The 16,109-nt window shown below is 62.8% G+C and carries 13 protein-coding genes; 4 read left to right on the top strand and 9 right to left on the bottom strand.

Annotation, left to right across the window (positions count from 1 at the left end; all coding sequences use genetic code 11):
- Positions 1-7: 7 nt before the first annotated feature.
- Positions 8-1,189, bottom strand: a complete 1,182-nt coding sequence (locus CRO75_RS07130; RefSeq protein ID WP_097134850.1) for a CaiB/BaiF CoA-transferase family protein — start codon at positions 1,187-1,189, stop codon at positions 8-10.
- A gap of 151 nt (positions 1,190-1,340) precedes the next feature.
- Positions 1,341-2,675, bottom strand: coding sequence for a dicarboxylate/amino acid:cation symporter (locus tag CRO75_RS07125; protein WP_097134849.1), 1,335 nt, complete (start codon positions 2,673-2,675; stop codon positions 1,341-1,343).
- A gap of 346 nt (positions 2,676-3,021) precedes the next feature.
- On the opposite strand from CRO75_RS07125, the gene CRO75_RS07120 reads away from it, so the two are divergent.
- The gene (locus tag CRO75_RS07120) at positions 3,022-4,020 is read left to right on the top strand and encodes an AraC family transcriptional regulator (protein ID WP_085531918.1); all 999 of its coding nucleotides are present in this window, start codon (positions 3,022-3,024) and stop codon (positions 4,018-4,020) included.
- A gap of 9 nt (positions 4,021-4,029) precedes the next feature.
- On the opposite strand, the gene CRO75_RS07115 is transcribed toward CRO75_RS07120, so the two are convergent.
- From CRO75_RS07115 to CRO75_RS07105, 3 genes are all read right to left on the bottom strand, one after another.
- A complete protein-coding gene (locus tag CRO75_RS07115; RefSeq protein WP_097134848.1) occupies positions 4,030-5,376 on the bottom strand; it encodes an ATP-binding protein in 1,347 nt (448 codons plus the stop codon).
- Positions 5,373-6,050, bottom strand: coding sequence for a response regulator (locus tag CRO75_RS07110; protein ID WP_007931776.1), 678 nt, complete (start codon positions 6,048-6,050; stop codon positions 5,373-5,375). The genes CRO75_RS07115 and CRO75_RS07110 overlap by 4 nt, the downstream gene beginning before the upstream one ends.
- A gap of 118 nt (positions 6,051-6,168) precedes the next feature.
- On the bottom strand, positions 6,169-6,771 hold the full coding sequence (locus CRO75_RS07105) for a hypothetical protein (protein ID WP_007931772.1): 603 nt from the start codon (positions 6,769-6,771) through the stop codon (positions 6,169-6,171).
- A gap of 145 nt (positions 6,772-6,916) precedes the next feature.
- On the opposite strand from CRO75_RS07105, the gene CRO75_RS07100 reads away from it, so the two are divergent.
- Both CRO75_RS07100 and CRO75_RS07095 read left to right on the top strand, forming a co-directional pair.
- Complete coding sequence (locus CRO75_RS07100; protein ID WP_097134847.1) at positions 6,917-7,708, top strand: dienelactone hydrolase family protein; 792 nt, start codon at positions 6,917-6,919, stop codon at positions 7,706-7,708.
- 103 nt (positions 7,709-7,811) lie between these two features.
- Positions 7,812-8,537, top strand: coding sequence for a 4'-phosphopantetheinyl transferase (locus tag CRO75_RS07095; protein WP_062824965.1), 726 nt, complete (start codon positions 7,812-7,814; stop codon positions 8,535-8,537).
- A gap of 27 nt (positions 8,538-8,564) precedes the next feature.
- Here the strand turns inward: CRO75_RS07095 and CRO75_RS07090 are convergent, their stop codons facing one another.
- The 3 genes from CRO75_RS07090 to CRO75_RS32835 all read right to left on the bottom strand — a co-directional run bounded on the left by CRO75_RS07090 (position 8,565) and on the right by CRO75_RS32835 (position 11,429).
- Positions 8,565-10,175: an ATP-binding protein gene (locus CRO75_RS07090; protein ID WP_097134846.1), complete on the bottom strand. Its 1,611-nt coding sequence runs from the start codon at positions 10,173-10,175 to the stop codon at positions 8,565-8,567.
- Positions 10,172-10,897 carry a winged helix-turn-helix domain-containing protein gene (locus tag CRO75_RS07085; protein WP_097134845.1) on the bottom strand — a complete coding sequence of 242 codons (726 nt, stop codon included), beginning with the start codon at positions 10,895-10,897 and terminating at the stop codon, positions 10,172-10,174. The genes CRO75_RS07090 and CRO75_RS07085 overlap by 4 nt, the downstream gene beginning before the upstream one ends.
- A gap of 364 nt (positions 10,898-11,261) precedes the next feature.
- Positions 11,262-11,429: a hypothetical protein gene (locus tag CRO75_RS32835; RefSeq protein ID WP_155274260.1), complete on the bottom strand. Its 168-nt coding sequence runs from the start codon at positions 11,427-11,429 to the stop codon at positions 11,262-11,264.
- A gap of 199 nt (positions 11,430-11,628) precedes the next feature.
- On the opposite strand from CRO75_RS32835, the gene CRO75_RS07080 reads away from it, so the two are divergent.
- The gene (locus tag CRO75_RS07080) at positions 11,629-14,520 is read left to right on the top strand and encodes a ribonucleoside-diphosphate reductase subunit alpha (protein WP_097134844.1); all 2,892 of its coding nucleotides are present in this window, start codon (positions 11,629-11,631) and stop codon (positions 14,518-14,520) included.
- A 258-nt stretch (positions 14,521-14,778) separates the two neighbouring features.
- Here the strand turns inward: CRO75_RS07080 and flgE are convergent, their stop codons facing one another.
- Positions 14,779-16,104, bottom strand: coding sequence for a flagellar hook protein FlgE (gene flgE / locus CRO75_RS07075; protein WP_062824962.1), 1,326 nt, complete (start codon positions 16,102-16,104; stop codon positions 14,779-14,781).
- Positions 16,105-16,109 lie beyond the last annotated feature (5 nt).

Below are 16,109 nucleotides of genomic sequence, written 5' to 3'. Positions count from 1 at the left end.
TGGCGTCCTACAGGATGACCCGGCCCTGGCGTAGCTCAGCGATGCGCTGCGCGCTGTAACCCAGCTCGGCCAGCACCTGGTCGCTATGGGCGCCCAGTTCCGCCCCGATATGCCGCGGCTCCGGCAGCCCCTGGGAAAACTTCAGCGGACAGGCCATCTGCGCCTGGTAGCTGCCATCGCCACGCGGCACCTGGCTGACCAGTTGTCGTGCCTGCAACTGCGGATGCGCCACCGCCTCCGCCAGGCCCAGCACCGGTTCGACGCAGGCGTCGACCCCAGCAAACAACTCGCAGAGCTCGGCAAAATCGTGCTTCTCGAACTCGACCTGCAAGGCCTGCTTGAGCGCCTGCTGTTGTTCCGGCTGCGGTGACAGCCCCTGGGCCGCCAGTTCCGGACGCCCCAGGGCCTTGCACAGCGCCTGCATGAACGGCGGCTCCAGGCTGCCCACCGACAGCCAGCGACCATCCCGACTGCGGTAATAGTCATAGAAGCTGCCGCCATTGAGCACCTGCTGCTCCGCCGCGGGTTCGATCCCGCACGCCAGGTAGCCGGCTCCGGCCATGGCGTTCAGGCTGAACACGCAATCGGTCATGCTCACGTCTAGGTGCTGCCCCAGGCCGCTGTGCTGGCGGGCAATCACCGCCGCGAGCAGGCCGATGACCCCATGCAGCGAACCGCCGGCGATATCCGCCGCCTGGATGCCCAGGGGCAGCGGCCCGCTGTCCTTGCGCCCGGTGTAGCTGGCCAGGCCAGCCAGGGCCAGGTAATTGATGTCATGGCCGGCGCGGTCCCGGTACGGGCCGGTCTGGCCGTAACCGGTGATCGAGACATAGATCAGCTTCGGGTTGAGCGCCTTCAGCGCCTCGTAGCCCAGCCCCAGGCGCTCCATCACCCCGGGGCGGAACTGCTCCAGGACGATGTCGTACTCCAGCACCAGTTGGCGGATCACCTCCAGCGCCTCGGGCTGCTTGAGGTCCAGCGCCAGGCTGCGTTTATTGCGATTGAGGTAGGCATGGCTGGCGGAGACACCCTGATCGTGGGGCGGCAGCACCCGCAGCAGGTCCATGCGGGTCGGCGACTCGATGCGCAGCACCTCGGCGCCCATGTCCGCCAGCAGCAAGGAGGCGAACGGCCCCGGCAGCAGCGTGGAGAAATCCAGTACCTTGAGTGACGCCAGTGGCCCTTGCATGAGCACCCTCCCTTGCCGATTGACTGCCCACAGAGTAGGCAGCGTCTCGAGGCCCGGCAATCACCACAAGCGCCACCCGGGCTGACCGTTGCGCTCAAACCCCGGGCATGAAAAAACCCGCCGCAGCGGGTTTTTCATCGACGCGGTGAAGTTACTTCACGGACGTCGGGGTTGGGCCTTCGGCAACGCCCAGGTCATCTTCTTCGCGGGTGTCGCTGATAGCACGACCACCGGAAGCCAGCTCGGCCTGCAACTTGTCTTCGTCCAGCTCCTTGACCCACTTGGCGACCACTACGGTGGCTACCGCGTTACCCACCAGGTTGGTCAGCGCGCGGGCTTCGGACATGAAGCGGTCGATACCCAGGATCAGCGCCAGGCCGGCCACCGGCAGGTGCCCCACGGCCGACAGGGTCGCCGCCAGCACGATGAAGCCGCTACCGGTCACGCCCGCGGCGCCTTTGGAGGACAGCAGCAGCACCAGCAGCAGGGTGATCTGGTGAGTGATGTCCATGTGGGTGTCGGTCGCCTGGGCGATGAACACGGCCGCCATGGTCAGGTAGATCGAAGTACCGTCGAGGTTGAAGGAATAACCGGTCGGGATCACCAGGCCCACTACCGACTTCTTCGCGCCCAGACGTTCCATCTTGATCAGCATGCGTGGCAGGGCCGATTCAGACGAGGAAGTACCCAGCACGATCAGCAGCTCTTCACGGATGTAGCGGATCAGCTTCAGCACGCTGAAACCGTGGGCACGGCAGATGGCGCCCAGCACCACCAGCACGAACAGCACGCAGGTGATGTAGAAGCAGATCATCAGCTGGCCCAGTTGCACCAGCGAACCCACGCCGTAGGCGCCGATGGTGAAGGCCATGGCACCCAGCGCACCGATCGGCGCGAGCTTCATGATCATGTTGATGATGTTGAACATCACGTGGGCGAAACGGTCGATGAAGTCCAGCACCGGCTTGCCGTAGGCACCCAGGCGGTGCAGGGCGAAACCGAAGATCACCGAGAACATCAGCACTTGCAGGATGTCGCCGTTGGCGAAGGCGCCGACGATGGTGTTCGGAATGACGTTGAGGATGAAGCCGACGATGCTCTGGTCCTTGCCGGCGGTGACGTAGGCCGCCACTTTCGAGGCATCCAGGGTGGACACGTCGATGTGCATGCCGTTGCCCGGTTGCACCACGTTGACCACGACCAGGCCGATCAGCAGGGCGATGGTCGAAACGATTTCGAAGTACAGCAGCGCGTAGCCACCGGTCTTGCCCACCGATTTCATGTTCTGCATGCCCGCGATACCGCTGACGACCGTACAGAAGATGATGGGCGCGATGACCATCTTGATCAGTTTGATGAACCCGTCACCCAGCGGCTTGAGGGCCACACCGGTCTGCGGGTAGAAGTGACCGAGCAGGATGCCGATGGCGATGGCAACGATCACCTGGAAATACAGGGATTTGTACAGTGGCTGACGAGTCGTCATTGCAAAGTTCCTCAAGAGCACCGTTGCACACCATCCATCGATGCACACGACGCCTAAAGTGCGAACCCTCCTGCACTGGAGGGATTTGTTGTGTAGAGCGGCGGGGAACACCTTTCGCTGCTCCCTTCTCCTTGCTCGCTATCGCAAAGCCCGTGCCAGCTTGTCGAAAAACCCTGAAGGCCTTTGGACATCAGGGTTTGCGCTCGCCCTCGCTCTCCCTGCCCCTACATGAAGTGGCGGATTTCCGCCCATCGCCCGACGCTCGTCCTACAATTTGGCGGATATCCGCCTTGCCCAGTCGTTGTCGGCTGTTAACATCCGCCACTTAATGGACGGATCAACCTTCATGCGCGAACGCACCATCGCCAGTCATTTCGCCCGCGCCGCCCTGGGCGGGGCGCGTCGGCGGGGCTACGACTGTTCGGAGTTGCTGCAGACCCTGGGCATCAGCCTCGAACTGCTCAACGAACCCAAGGCCCGTATCGCCCCCGAGCAGTTCGCCAGCCTGCTGCAACAGCTCTGGCAAGTCCTGGACGACGAGTACCTGGGGTTTGGCGACGGCCCGAGCAAGCGCGGCACCTTCGCCATGATGTGCCACGCCCTGATCCACTGCAGCAACCTGGAGAAGGCCCTGCAGCGCGGCCTGCTGTTCTATAGCCTGTTCCCCCAGGCACCGCGGCTGAGCCTGACGCGCGAAGGGGACATGACCCGCCTGAGCCTGGATGACGCCGCGCTGTGGGACCCGGACCACTTCCTCAGCGAGAGCCTGCTGGTGATCTGGCATCGCCTCGGCAGTTGGTTGATCGGCCAGCGCATCCGCCTCGAGCAGGCCTGTTTCAGCTACCCGAAACCCGAGCACGGCAACGAATACGACCTGCTGTTCCCCTGCCCCCTGGTGTTTTCCCGCGACTGCAGCAGCCTGCTATTCCATAGTCGCTACCTGAGCATGCCGCTGCTGCAGGACGAACGAACCCTCAAGCACTTCCTTGAACGCTCCCCCGCCGACCTGCTGGCCCGCCCGGACGACGGCGACAGCCTGAGCAGCCAGCTACGCCGCCTGCTCAGCCGCGACAGCAACCATTGGCCGGACCTGGAAAGCATCGCCCAGCACCTGCACATCAGCCCACAGACCCTGCGCCGGCACTTGCGCGAAGAAGGCACGAGCTTTCAGGAATTGAAGGATCAGTTGCGGCGCGATATCGCCATCTACCATCTGCGTCGGGCCGACCTGTCGTTGCAACAGATCGCCGAGCAGACCGGCTTTTCCGAGCCATCGGCCTTTCACCGCGCGTTCAAGAAGTGGACCGGGCTGACCCCGGGCGCCTACCGCGCCCAGGAAACCTGAGCGCGCCGATCAAATTACCGGGAAGTGAATGCGGAACGCCGCCCCGCCCAGGGTGGAATCGCCAAGGGTCAGTTGCGCGCCGTAGCTGTCGATGATGTCCTTGACCACCGCCAGGCCGATCCCCTGCCCCGGATGCTGGCGATCCAGCCGTTCGCCGCGCTGGAGAATCCGCGCCCGCTGGTCTGGCGGCACGCCCGGCCCGTCGTCCTCGACACACAACTGCGCGCCGTGGAGGTCTTGGCGGACACTGATGCGCACCTCGCTCAGGCACAGGCGGTAGGCGTTCTCCAGCAGGTTGCCCAGCAATTCGAGCAAGGCGCCATGCTCGATCGGCACATAGCAGCGCTCCGGCAAGTCGAACGAGACCCGCACCTGTTTGTCGCGATAGACCTTGTCCAGGGTGTCGCACAGGCTTTTCAACACCGGACGCAAACGCACCTGGTGGCGCACCAGGCCGCTCTTGCGCAGGCTAGCACGCTGCAGCTGGTAGCTGATCTGTTGGCTCATGCGTTCGATCTGGGTCTGCAGCACCCAGGCCTGTTCGCGGTCTTGAGGACGCAGGGCCATGTCCTCGCTGACCCCTTGCAATACCGTCAGCGGGGTCTTCAGGCTGTGGGCCAGGTCATCCAGGGAATCGCGATAACGGCTGCGTTGCTCGCGCTCGCTGTGCAGCAAGCGGTTCAACGAGCCGGTCAGGCGCAACAGTTCGCGCGGATGTTCTTCGCTGAGGCTTTGCCGGGTGCCGCTTTCGATTTCGTCCAGTTCCTGGCTCAGCCGGCGCAAGGCTTGCAGGCCCCAGGTCAGGCCGAGCCAGAGCAGCGCCAGGAGCACCAGCAACGCGGCGCCGAAACCGAGGTAGAGGTTTTCCCGCACCCCTTCCAGGGTCAGCTGGTACTCACGCACCGGCTGCAAGGCGACGATGCTGAACGCCGCGCTCTTACCGCCGAGCAGCTTGACCTCGACGTCGTAGACAAAAAACTCCTGGCCGTTGGCTTCGCGGATTCGCGCGAACTCATTGCCGCGGCCGTCATAACGCGGCTTGTAGTTGATGTTCTCTTCCTGGGTCGCCTTGGAGCGCCAGACCAGCCGCCCCTCCCGGTCATAGATGTAGCCCAGCAGACGGCTGTCGGTCAGGTTGAAACGCTCGTCCGGCAGTTGCGCCGGCATTTGCAGGTGATTGTTCTCGACCCGGGCCGCCGAGATCAGCGTGGTCACATCGGAGGCCAGGCGCTGCTCGATGGAATCCTGCAGCGCCAGGCTGAACGCGCCTTGCATGGCCGGCAACAACGCCAGCATGAACAGCACCGCCAGCGTCGTGGCCGCCAGCATCAGGCGCAGGCGTAACGATCGAATCATCGGCAGCGCTCGTTGAACAGATAACCCAGGCCACGCACGGTATCGATGGGCTTGAAGCCCGAAGGGCCTTCCAGCTTGCGCCGCAGGCGGCCGACCAGCACCTCGATCACGTTCGGATCGCGCTCGTCATCGTCCGGGTACAGCTGTTCCATCAAGCGGTCCTTGGCCACCACCTGCTGATGGTGGCGCATGAGGTACTCGAGAATCCGGTATTCGTAGGCGGTCAGCGCCAGCGGTTGTTCGTCGAGCGAGGCCTGCTTGCGATTCAGGTCGAGCAGCAGCGGACCAGCGATGATGGTCGACTGGGTGAACCCGCTGGAGCGGCGCAGCAGCGCATTCAGGCGCGCGTCCAGCTCCTCGAACTGGAAGGGCTTGACCACATAGTCGTCGGCACCGGCGGCCAGCCCTTCGACCTTGTCCTGCCAGTTGCCGCGAGCCGTCAGGATCAGGATTGGAAACGCCTTGCCCCGCGAGCGCAGCTGGCGGATCAGGTCCAGCCCACCCATGCCCGGCAGGCCCAGGTCGATCACCGCCAGATCATGGTTGAACTGCTCGGTCTGATACAGCGCCTCCTCGGCATTGGCCACAGACTCGACCACATGGCCGCTGTCCGTGAGGCGGGTTTGCAAGTGATGGCGCAGCAGCGCCTCATCTTCAACGACGAGCAGTTTCATGCAGCTCTCCCAGGCAAAATTCGACATCTCCAAGGGCGCTCAGGCGCCCTGATCGTATATATGGCAACGCCGGATCCTGCCTTGGCAGATCCGGCGCGGTCAGAACCAGGACAATATTTTAGAAAGCGTAGTTGGCCGACAGGTATGTCTGGGCACTGCTGGTCAGGCTCAGCGAACCCTGCTTGCTGCCGCTGCGCTCGCTCATCTCGGTGCTGGCATTGCTGCGCAGGTAACGGTAACCCAGTTCGACCGAGGTGTTCTGTGAAACCTGCTGCAGGACACCGGCCTGCACGCCGACGGCATAACCGATATCGCTGTCGCGGCTGAAGCCTGGGGAATCCTGGGTCAGCTTGGTCAGGCCCGCGGTACCGCCGCCGAACAGCTTGGTGCTGCTGGTCACCGGCAGGAACACATCGTAGCTGCCGAGCAGGTTTTCCTGGCGCAGTTTAATGCCATTGTGCGAGCCGGAGACATTGTCGTAGGTAGCGTAGTAGCGGTGCTGGTCATTCTGCTGACCCAGGCGCACGCCCCAGGTGTTGTCCTTGCCGATCACACCGTCGGCGTTCGGGTTGTTCAGGTTGCTGTTGAGCAGGCTGGACTTCTTGACCTTGTCGCTGGTCTGGCCATAGGTAAGGCTGGCGAAGTTGCTGTCGGCGGCCTGGACGACAGCGCTGGCGCCGAGAACAGTGAAGGCCAGGATCATCTTCTTGAAAGTAGTCATGGGGTGTTTCCTCATTCGCTATGTGTTTTTGGGTACGGGAGCCAGACTACCGACCCCGCCCTGAACTCCCCCTGAACACACTCTGAACCTCGGCTGAATCAAATCGACTAGGCTGTCTGGCAGTCTTTTAAAAGGAGAACGGACCATGCGCGCGCTTTTCGCTTGCTTGTTGTTGGCTTTCTGCGGCTTGAGCCAGGCAGCCATCAAGACCCAGGAAATCCCCTACCAGAGCCCCGACGGTACCCGGCTCATCGGCTACTACGCCTATGACGACAGCCTGCAAGGGCCTCGTCCCGGCGTCGTGGTGGTGCATGAGTGGTGGGGCCTGAACGACTACGCCAAACGCCGGGCCCGGGATCTCGCGGCCTTGGGCTACAGCGCCCTGGCCATCGATATGTACGGCGACGGCAAGAACACCGAGCACCCGAAAGACGCCATGGCCTTCATGCAGGCCGCCTCGAAAGACAATGCCGCCGCCAGCGCGCGCTTCAAGGCCGGGCTCGACCTGCTGAAAAAACAACCACAGACCGACCCGGCCAAGCTGGCCGCGATCGGCTACTGCTTCGGCGGCAAGGTGGTGCTGGACGCGGCGCGCCAGGGCCTGCCCCTGCTCGGCGTGGTGAGTTTCCATGGCGCCCTGGTCACCAGCACCCCGGCCACTCCTGGCAGCGTCAAGGCGAAAATCCTGGTGGAGCACGGCGCCCTCGACAGCATGGTCACCGCCGATAACGTCAGCGCCTTCAAGGCAGAAATGGACAAGGCCGGCGCCGACTACCGGTTCGTCAACCTCGAGGGCGCCAAGCACAGCTTCAGCAATCCGGATGCCGACCGCATGAGCCATAGCGAACATGGCGGGCTGGACATCGGCTACAGCAAGGCCGCCGATGAACGCTCATGGGCGGATATGCAGGCGTTCTTCAAGAAGCTGTTCGGCTGACCCCGCGTCGACCGCCCCGAGGCCTCAATTCCCGGGGCGGCGGCATCGAGGCCAGTGCTTGCCAGGCTACCCTCCAGCCTTACAACCCGGCAAAATGCCTGGCATGAATCTCATCCCCACCCTCCCCGCCTGCTGCACCCCACTCGACGACCAGTGGCCGCTGCCCGACGCCCTGCCGGACGTCGTCCTGCTCGGCACGCATTTCGATGCCTCGCGCCTGGCCAGCAACGACTTCCAGCTCAGCGCCATCGAGCCGCCCGCGAGCATTCAACGTTCGGTGGCGAAACGGCAGGCCGAGTTTCTCGCCGGTCGCTTCTGCGCCCGCGCCGCCCTGCAACGCCTGGACGGCCTGGACTGCATTCCGCCGATCGGCGAGGACCGGGCGCCGGTCTGGCCGACGCACATCAGCGGCTCGATCACCCACAGCACCGGGCGTGCCGCGGCGATTGTCGCGCGCAAGGAGCATTGGCGGGGGCTGGGCATGGACCTGGAGAACCTGCTCAACAGCGAACGGGCGGAACGCCTGGCGGGGGAAATCCTCATCCCGGCCGAAATGCAGCGCATGGCCGCCGCCCCGCGGGAACAACTGGCGCTCTGGGTCACCCTGACCTTTTCGGTGAAGGAAAGCCTGTTCAAGGCGCTGTACCCGATCGTCCAGCAACGCTTCTATTTCGAACACGCCGAAGTGCTGGAGTGGACGGCCAGCGGCCAGGTCCGCCTGCGCCTGCTGACGGACCTGTCCAGCGAATGGCGCAATGGCAGTGAACTGGATGCGCAATTCGCCCTGCAGGACGGGCAACTGCTGAGCCTGGTCAGCATCCGGGCTTGATGCCCGGACGAACCTGAGCGCAAGCCCTCAACCTTTATCCTGATGCCGTGGCCAGCTCAGGCTGAAGCAGGCGCCGCCGAGGGTCTTGCTCCTGCTGATCAACGCCCGGCCGTCGTGCCAGTGAATGATCCGCCGCACGATCGACAACCCCAGGCCGTGCCCACCCGAAGCGCGGGTACGGCTGTCATCCAGGCGCAGGAACGGGGTGAAGATCCGCTCCCAGGCGCTTTCCGGAACCCCCGGACCATCGTCCTCGACATCGACCCGGCAACGCATCTGCCCCACCTGGTAACTGACCAGCACCTGCGACTCGGCGTGGCGCATGGCGTTGCTCACCAAGTTCTGCAACGCCCGATGCAGGTAGCGCGGCTCAGCCTCGACCCAGGCGCCATCACAATCCGCCGCGGACAGGCACGAACCACGCTGTACCTTGACCTGCGCGCGCAACGGCGCCAGCTCGCTAATCACCTGGTTGATCAGCGCGTCCAGGTCGATGCGCTGGAAGTTCAGCGCCGGCGAACCCTGTTCCAGCCGCGCATAGGTGAGCATTTCGTCCACCAGCCGGTCGAGGTCCTGGATATCGTTGTCCATGCCCTCCATGTACTTGTCCCGGGCCTGTGGGGTGGTCGCCGAGCCGATCATCTCCAGGCCAAAGCGCAGGCGCGCCACCGGCGTGCGCAACTCATGGGACACCGCGCGCACCAGCTCGCGCTGGATCGCCAGCAAGCGCTGCAAATGCTCGGCCATGCCATTGAAGGCCGCCGCCAACCGGCCCACGGAATCGGCGCCACCGGCCGGCACCCGGGCTTCCAGGCTGCCCTTGGCAATGCGCGTGGCCGCCGATTCCAGGCCACGCAAGCGCCGCTCCAGCTGGCGTACCAATAAATAGACGATCAGGCCGATCAGGCTCAGGCCCAGCACCGCGATCAACACCAGCCATTGCGGCGGGTAGGGATTCATCTGGTACAGCGGGCCGATTTCCAGCACCCAGGGCGTGCCCACCATCCCTGCGAACACACGGATCGAATCGCCGCCCTTGCCCAGCGCCATCACCGTATCGCCCTCGGCCACCCGGCGACGCTGGTCCTCGTCCATGTCCGCGTCGTCCTGGGTGACCAGGTGCATGTCGAAGCCAAAGCCTTTGTTCTTTTTCAGTGCCGCCAGGCGTTCCGGCTGCTCGGCCACCGGAAAGCGCACCAACTCGTCGGCCAGCAGATAGATAGTCGCCCGCGCCAGTTGTTCGCTGATCTGCTGCACTTCACCGGTCAGCAACAATTGCTCAGGTTCGCTGACCAGGCGGTAGACCCGTGCCGCGTAAGGCCCGGTCTGCTCCACCAGGGCCTGGCCGCGCAAAACGCGGTTGCGCTGCCCGAGGTCGAGGCCGGTCTGGGTGAAGGTCTGCAGGGTCAGCGGGATGCCCAACAAGCGCTCCCACACCGCCAGGGCGCGGCGGCGCTCGATTGCGCTCATGGGTTGCAGGTTGTCGGCCATCAGCGAGAACGTGCCGTGGGCCAGGCGCTCGCGGTATTGCTCGCTACGCACCTGGTTGAGCAGGTGCAGCGCCAGTACGCCCAACAGCGCCACCAGAATCAGCGCGGCGCACATGCCGCCGTAGATGCGCAGGAATATGGAGTTCACGGCGACAGGTCGGCAGCGGCTTCGGGGACGAACAGATAACCCTTGCTGCGGATGGTCTTGATCAACCGCGGGTGTTCCGGGTCGTCGCCGATTTTCGGGCGGATCCGCGAAATGCGCACATCGATGGAGCGGTCCTGGCCGTCATAGCCGATGCCGCGCAGGGCGGTGAAGATTTCCTCGCGGGACAGAATGCGCCCGGCGTTGGCCACCAGCAGCCAGAGCAGGTCGAACTCGGCGCTGGTCAACTCGATCCCGGCATCGTGCAGCCAGGCCTCGCGCAAGGCGCTGTCCACCACCAGCGGACCGAATTGCAGGCGCCGGGATTTCTCCGGCACGCTGCTTTCCACCGGTTCGCTGCGCCGCAGCAGGGCCTGGATCCTGGCCAGCAACAGGCGCGGACGGACCGGCTTGCACACGTAATCGTCGGCACCAGTGTCCAGCCCCAGTATCTGGTCCATGTCGTCGGTGCGCGCGGTCAGCATCAGGATCGACCCGTCGTAGCGATCGCGGACCTTGCGGCAAATGCTCAGGCCATCCTCGCCGGGCAGCATCAGGTCGAGGATCACCAGATCGGGTTGTTCGGCAATGATCCGCGCCGCGGCCAAGGCGCCATTGCCTTCGATGGCGACACGCAATCCATTGCTCTGCAGATATTCACAGGTCAACTCGGCCAGTCGCTGATCGTCCTCGACGATCAATATCTGCCACGCTTCTTGCTCCACGGTGACCTCTGCTTGCCAGATTCGGGCTCCGGAAGAATCCGCCCGTCTTTTTGTAATGTGAGATGGATAAAACAATGTCTGGAAGGCCCGATTGTAGCAACGGCGAAGGCCGTGAACACAAGGCGCTGAATGCGCTCGGTAAAGGCGTTTTTTTGTGATAGGGTTCGCGCCCGCAAAAATCCGCCCCAGGCAGTTTTGCAGGGTAAAAAACAGTGACAAACGGTAGGATCCAGCCCTGCTGCGGCCTGCGTGAGGTTTACCTGCTTCATACACAATTTACGCACAACCTTATCCACAGGCTGTACGTTGCAATCACCCCCAAAAACGCATTATCTTGTAGCTCGGCCGCAAAAAAACCCTACATCTAGGGTTTCAGGCCAAAAACCAAACACAAATCAGACAAGAAACTCAAGCGCTTTTCTTGCACTCGTTTGGTGGAACCAATCGGATTTTCAGAAGCCAAACCGCGCGTGCGGATGGCTGCGGTTTTCCAGCCCACGGCGAGGAAAACGGTACGGGTGTTGCAGTACATGACTGTCACCCACCAGGAATACGGTCACGAGCCACTGGCTCGCGACCTATGACTTCGGCATGGAAGCGGCGCCAACAGCCCCCCTTCCTGAACTGTCCCGAAGTCGTTATGCCCGGCGTGCGCCGGTTGTAGTGCTTCAGGACGGAACGGTGGGCACCCAAAGGGTGCCCAAACAAACATAGAGAACGTGGAGACACCCATGCAAACCGACACAACTCGCGAGAACCCGCAGGCCAAAGCGCCGCAGGCTGCCGATTCCAATCTGGATCTGTCTGCCACCGCGCCTGGCCAACTGCGAGTGATCAAGCGTAACGGCACTGTCGTTCCTTACACCGATGACAAAATCACCGTCGCCATCACCAAAGCGTTTCTCGCAGTTGAAGGCGGCACCGCTGCCGCTTCGTCGCGAATCCACGACACCGTCGCTCGCCTGACCGAGCAGGTCACCGCCACCTTCAAGCGTCGCATGCCTTCGGGCGGCACCATCCATATCGAAGAGATCCAGGACCAGGTCGAACTGGCCCTGATGCGCGCCGGCGAGCAGAAAGTTGCCCGCGACTACGTGATCTACCGTGACTCGCGCGCCAAGGAGCGCGCCACCCGCACGCCAAGCGAAGAGCCGGTACAGGCTCACCCGTCGATCCGCATCACCCGCGCCGACGGCAGCTTCGCGCCTCTGGACATGGGCCGCCTGAACACCATCGTCACCGAGGCCTGCGAAGGCCTGGAAGAAGTCGACGGCGACCTGATCCAGCGCGAAACCCTGAAGAACCTCTACGACGGCGTAGCGCTCAAGGACGTCAACACCGCCCTGGTGATGACCGCGCGCACCCTGGTAGAGCGTGAGCCGAACTACTCGTTCGTGACCGCCCGCCTGCTGATGGACACCCTGCGCGCCGAAGGCCTGAGCTTCCTGGAAGTGGCCGAGAGCGCCACTCACCACGAGATGGCCGACCTGTACGCCAAGGCACTGCCGGCCTACGTCGCCAAAGGTATCGAGTTCGAACTGCTGAACCCTGTGCTGGCCGACTTCGACCTGGAAAAACTCGGCAAGGCGATCAACCACGAGCGCGACCAGCAGTTCACCTACCTGGGCCTGCAGACCCTGTACGACCGTTACTTCATCCACAAGGACGGCGTGCGTTTCGAACTGCCGCAGATCTTCTTCATGCGCGTGGCCATGGGCCTGGCGATCGAAGAAAAACAACGCGAAGACCGTGCCATCGAGTTCTACAACCTGCTGTCGTCCTTCGACTACATGGCTTCGACTCCGACCCTGTTCAATGCCGGCACCCTGCGTCCACAGCTGTCGAGCTGCTACCTGACCACCGTGCCGGACGACCTGTCGGGCATCTATGGCGCCATCCACGACAACGCCATGCTGTCGAAATTCGCCGGTGGCCTGGGCAACGACTGGACTCCAGTGCGTGCGCTGGGCTCCTACATCAAGGGCACCAACGGCAAGTCCCAGGGCGTCGTGCCGTTCCTGAAAGTGGTGAACGACACCGCGGTAGCCGTGAACCAGGGTGGCAAGCGCAAAGGCGCTGTGTGTGCCTACCTGGAAACCTGGCACATGGACATCGAAGAGTTCATCGAGCTGCGCAAGAACACCGGTGACGATCGTCGTCGTACCCACGACATGAACACCGCCAACTGGATCCCTGACCTGTTCATGAAGCGCGTCTTCGACGACGGCAAGTGGACCCTGTTCTCGCCATCGGAAGTGCCGGACCTGCACGATCTGACCGGCAAGGCCTTCGAAGAGCGCTACGAGTACTACGAAGCCCTGTGCGAGTACGGCAAGATCAAGCTGTTCAAGACTATCCAGGCCAAAGACCTGTGGCGCAAGATGCTGTCCATGCTGTTCGAAACCGGCCACCCTTGGCTGACCTTCAAGGACCCGTGCAACCTGCGCAGCCCGCAGCAGCACGTGGGCGTGGTCCACAGCTCGAACCTGTGCACCGAGATCACCTTGAACACCAACAAGGACGAGATCGCCGTTTGCAACCTGGGCTCGATCAACCTGCCGAACCACATCGTCGACGGCAAGCTGGACACCGCCAAGCTGCAACGCACCGTGAACACCGCGGTGCGCATGCTCGATAACGTGATCGACATCAACTACTACTCGGTACCGCAGGCGAAGAACTCCAACTTCAAGCACCGTCCGGTCGGCCTGGGGATCATGGGCTTCCAGGACGCGCTGTACCTGCAGCACATCCCTTACGGTTCCGATGCCGCTGTCGACTTCGCCGACAAGTCCATGGAAGCGGTGAGCTTCTACGCGATCCAGGCTTCCTGCGACCTGGCCGACGAGCGTGGCGCCTACGAGACGTTCCAGGGTTCGCTGTGGTCCAAAGGCATCCTGCCGCTGGATTCGCAACAGATCCTGATCGAGTCCCGTGGCCAGAAGTACATCGATGTCGACCTGAACGAAACCCTGGACTGGGCACCGGTGCGCGCCCGTGTACAGAAAGGTATTCGTAACTCCAACATCATGGCCATCGCGCCGACCGCGACCATCGCCAACATCACCGGCGTGTCGCAGTCGATCGAACCGACCTACCAGAACCTGTATGTGAAATCGAACCTGTCGGGCGAATTCACCGTGATCAACCCGTACCTGGTTCGCGACCTCAAGGCTCGTGGCCTGTGGGACTCGGTCATGATCAACGACCTGAAGTACTACGACGGTTCCGTGCAGCAGATCGAGCGCATCCCGCAAGAACTCAAGGAGCTCTACGCGACTGCCTTCGAAGTGGAAACCAAGTGGATCGTCGACGCCGCCAGCCGTCGCCAGAAGTGGATCGACCAGGCTCAGTCGCTGAACCTTTACATCGCCGGCGCTTCGGGCAAGAAGCTCGACGTGACCTACCGCATGGCCTGGTACCGTGGCCTGAAAACCACTTACTACCTCCGTGCCCTGGCCGCGACCAGCACCGAGAAGTCGACCATCAACACCGGCAAGCTGAACGCTGTTTCCAGCGGCGGCAACCACGGTGACGACTCGGTCCTGGCGGCTCCAGCCGGTCCAGCTCCAGTGCCGAAGGCTTGCGCCATCGACGAGCCGGATTGCGAAGCTTGCCAATAAGCTGAACCGATAGGCGCCTCCCGGCGCTTATCCGAACCCCCGACAGGCCCTGCCTGCCGGGGGTTTTCTTTGGCCTGGGGAAAAGCCGCCCTCTCCATTTTCCGCAGCCGCTACCGGCTGCCCCCCCCATCTGAGCGTCATGACTCATCGCGAGCAAGCTTCGCTCCTACAGAAGCAGATTGCGGTGGATGAATCTTGCGGGCACAAAAAAGCCCCTGCGGTGAGGGGCTTTTTTCGAGCGCTGTCAGCCAGCCATTATCAGGTCATCTGAATAATGGTCTGCATGATGGTGCTCTGGGTGGAGATGGTCTTGGCGTTCGCCTGGTAGTTGCTCTGGGCCTTGATCAGGTCCACCAGCTCGTTGGTCAGGTTGACGTTCGACTCTTCCAGGGAGTTGGACACGATCGAACCCAGGGTGCCGGTTTGTGGAGCATCGTAGCCCGGTACGCCCGAGGCGTAGGTTTCTCTCCAGCTGGTGCCGCCGACCGGCTGCAAACCTTGTTCATTGGTGAAGCTGGCCAGGGAGATCTGCCCGATGGCCTTGTTCTGGCTGTTGCTGAAGTTGGCGAACAGGGTACCGGTGCCGTCGATGGTCAGGTTGGTGATCTGGCCAGTGGCGTAGCCGTCCTGCACCGGCAGCGAACGCGCGGTATCGGCGTTGAACTGAGTGGTGCTGGTCATGGAGATGGTCACGCCGCCGGCATTGGCGCTGGCACCGTTGGCCGCCCATACACCATTGGTCACGGTACCTGGCACCCAGCCCGCCAGGGTCAGGTTGTTACCCGGATTAGGCGTGGTGGCAGGCGGCGTGATGACCGAAACCAGTTTGCCGGCGGAGTCGAAATTCATGGTCGATGCGACTGGAGCCGTAGCGCCGGTAGTGGTCGGAGCGGAGCCATCGAGGTTACGACCATCGACCAGGGTGTAGGTCTTCCAGGTGTTGGCACCGGTTTTCACCATGTACTGGTCCAGCTTGTGCTCGTTGCCCTGGCTGTCATAGATCGGTGTGCTGAACTGCTTGGTGTAGGTTTCCACCTTGGTCGGATCGAAGGCAAAACCTGTCACGCTCTGGTCGATGACCGGCGCGGTGGAGTTCAGGTTGATGGTCGAGGACACCGAGCTGGTGGCCTTCGGCGACAGGTTCGAGGTGTCGATGCGCAGGTCGGTCAGCACGCCGTTGACGATCTTGCCATTGGCATCGACCGCATAACCTTGCAGGCGGGCAGTGCCATCGGTGTTGGTGATGTAGCCGTCCTTGTCGGTCTTGAAGGTACCGGCGCGGGTGTAGGTCAGCGAACCGTTGTCGCTCAGCACGAAGAACCCCGAACCCTGGATACCCATGTCCAGTACGTTGCCGGTGTTGTTCACATCGCCCTGGCCAAACTGCTGGGAAACGTTGGCCAGACGCACACCGTTGCCCACGGTCTTGCTGCCGGTGCCCAGCTTGGTGGCCGAGTAGACGTCGGCGAACTCGGCACGGGACGATTTGAAGCCGGTGGTCGCCACGTTGGCGATGTTGTTGCCGGTCACGTCCAGTTGCTTGTTGGCAGCATAGAGACCGCTAAGGCCGATATTAAAAGACATATTCC

Origin of the sequence: Pseudomonas sp. LAMO17WK12:I10 (genome assembly GCF_900215185.1) — a bacterium.
Classification (GTDB): Bacteria; Pseudomonadota; Gammaproteobacteria; order Pseudomonadales; family Pseudomonadaceae; genus Aquipseudomonas; species Aquipseudomonas chlororaphis.
This window is presented reverse-complemented; position numbering and strand designations above follow the sequence as displayed.

What these genes read in the sequence shown, in the direction of transcription:
- CRO75_RS07110 (WP_007931776.1), bottom strand. Translation starts at nt 6,050, where the DNA reads ATGAAACTGCTCGTCGTTGAAGATGAGGCGCTGCTGCGCCATCACTTG.
- CRO75_RS32835 (WP_155274260.1), bottom strand. Translation starts at nt 11,429, where the DNA reads ATGTACTGCAACACCCGTACCGTTTTCCTCGCCGTGGGCTGGAAAACC.
- CRO75_RS07080 (WP_097134844.1), top strand. Translation starts at nt 11,629, where the DNA reads ATGCAAACCGACACAACTCGCGAGAACCCGCAGGCCAAAGCGCCGCAG.
- CRO75_RS07105 (WP_007931772.1), bottom strand. Translation starts at nt 6,771, where the DNA reads ATGACTACTTTCAAGAAGATGATCCTGGCCTTCACTGTTCTCGGCGCC.
- CRO75_RS07100 (WP_097134847.1), top strand. Translation starts at nt 6,917, where the DNA reads ATGCGCGCGCTTTTCGCTTGCTTGTTGTTGGCTTTCTGCGGCTTGAGC.
- flgE (WP_062824962.1), bottom strand. Translation starts at nt 16,104, where the DNA reads ATGTCTTTTAATATCGGCCTTAGCGGTCTCTATGCTGCCAACAAGCAA.
- CRO75_RS07120 (WP_085531918.1), top strand. Translation starts at nt 3,022, where the DNA reads ATGCGCGAACGCACCATCGCCAGTCATTTCGCCCGCGCCGCCCTGGGC.
- CRO75_RS07115 (WP_097134848.1), bottom strand. Translation starts at nt 5,376, where the DNA reads ATGATTCGATCGTTACGCCTGCGCCTGATGCTGGCGGCCACGACGCTG.
- CRO75_RS07095 (WP_062824965.1), top strand. Translation starts at nt 7,812, where the DNA reads ATGAATCTCATCCCCACCCTCCCCGCCTGCTGCACCCCACTCGACGAC.
- CRO75_RS07125 (WP_097134849.1), bottom strand. Translation starts at nt 2,675, where the DNA reads ATGACGACTCGTCAGCCACTGTACAAATCCCTGTATTTCCAGGTGATC.
- CRO75_RS07130 (WP_097134850.1), bottom strand. Translation starts at nt 1,189, where the DNA reads ATGCAAGGGCCACTGGCGTCACTCAAGGTACTGGATTTCTCCACGCTG.